Origin of the sequence: Moorena sp. SIO4E2, from assembly GCF_010671945.1 — a bacterium.
In the GTDB taxonomy this organism is placed as follows: domain Bacteria; phylum Cyanobacteriota; class Cyanobacteriia; order Cyanobacteriales; family Coleofasciculaceae; genus Moorena; species Moorena producens.
Genome location: NZ_JAAHIE010001170.1, coordinates 1 through 1,534, shown reverse-complemented (window position 1 = coordinate 1,534; position 1,534 = coordinate 1). Strand labels below are relative to the sequence as shown.

At 40.2% G+C, this 1,534-nt stretch carries 1 protein-coding gene; it reads right to left on the bottom strand.

Features of this window, described 5'->3' with window-relative positions; translation table 11 throughout:
• Nucleotides 1-110: 110 nt before the first annotated feature.
• Entirely contained in the window at nt 111-1,286 is a 1,176-nt protein-coding gene (locus tag F6K37_RS41840) for an RNA-guided endonuclease InsQ/TnpB family protein (RefSeq protein ID WP_287257148.1), read from the bottom strand.
• Between the last annotated feature and the right edge of the window lie 248 nt (nt 1,287-1,534).

Genomic DNA, 1,534 nt, shown 5'->3' with positions numbered 1-1,534 from the left:
TCTCTTCAAGGGTGGGACTTTCACCCACATCCTGAGGATAGTTAGGATTTTTGAGGTTAGACCTCACGAATCCCCCTAATCATACCCCTTTCTATTACGAAAGGCTCCTATTAGGAACGAGCCGCACTACTACTGACGGGATGCCCCACCGCCAACTTCAAAATATTGATTGCCGCATTTACATCTCGATCCTCGGTGAAACCGCAATGAGGACAAGAATGGATGCGGTCTTTTAGTTTTTTAGGTACTTTTGTTCCGCAGTTAGAACAGTTTTGGCTGGTATCTCTAGGGTTTACTGCGACTGTGACCAACCCAGCATTCTCGGCTTTGGTTGATAAGATTGACAGAAATTGACCCCACCCAGCGTCCAGTACAGATTTAGCCATTCTAGTTTTGGCCAAACCTTTGATATTTAACTTTTCGTGAGCAATTAGATCATGATTATCTAGTAATCCCTTTGCAGTTTTAAAATGAAAGTCTTTTCGAGTGTCAGCTACCTTTTTGTGGACTTTGCCTAGTTGACTAACAGCCTTCTTTCTGTTGTTACTACCTTTTTTAGATCTACTGACAGCTTTTTGGATCTTTTTTAGTCGCTTTTGAGCCTTCCGGTAGTATTGAGGAATTGGTACCTCTGAACCATCAGATTTGATTAGAAAAGATTTGAGACCCATGTCTATCCCAACAGGATCAGAAGCGCTATCTACTGGGATAACATTCGGCACAGAATCATCTTGAATGGATAAGGTGACATAGTACCCGTCAGCTTTTCGACTTATGGTGGCTGTCTTGATCTTGAAACCTTCTGGAATAGGTCGGTGATAAATCATTTTTACCTTCCCAAACTTTGGAAGAGTCAAAATATTGCCATTTACAGGGTTTTTACTAAGAGAGGGAAATGTAAAAGACTTGTATCTATTTTTACTTTTGAATCTGGGTTTTCCGCTCTTTCTGCCGTTACTGTCACCTTTTAGGAATCGTTTGAATGCAAGGTCTACTCTCTTCACGCAATCCTGCAATACGTGAGCATGAAGTTCTCCGTACCAGGGTCTATCTTTCTTTAACTGAGGTAGAGTTCTTTTTTGGGAAAAATAGTCGGGGTTGTTTCTTAGATCTGGGAGATGACAGACAAGAGGACAGGAATTGAGTGAGCAGCGATTTTGTTCATACCAGTTAAATCTGTCGGCAAGTAAGTAGTTGTATTGATGTCGGAGCATATCCAGCCATTTTTCAACTTTTGATTCCTGTTTTTTTGTTAATCTTAGCCGGTACTGATAAGCTGCTCTCATAGTTGCTATCTCTTGTTTTTCGACCTAATTTAATAATAAAAAAAATTCTAACAAGTGTCAATACTAAAATGAAATATCAAAGGTTCGTAATCAGGATGACTAGCTTTGAAAAACAGCAGTTAAAACAGGAAGCTGACCGTAGAGGAATGACTCCATCTGAATTACTAAGAAGCTTGATAGCTCGTTTCCCTGAACAAAAAAATACCTAGTTGGTGATTTCATTTCATTCCATCACCGGGCTATCCTTC

What these genes read in the sequence shown, in the direction of transcription:
- F6K37_RS41840 (WP_287257148.1), bottom strand. Translation starts at nt 1,286, where the DNA reads ATGAGAGCAGCTTATCAGTACCGGCTAAGATTAACAAAAAAACAGGAA.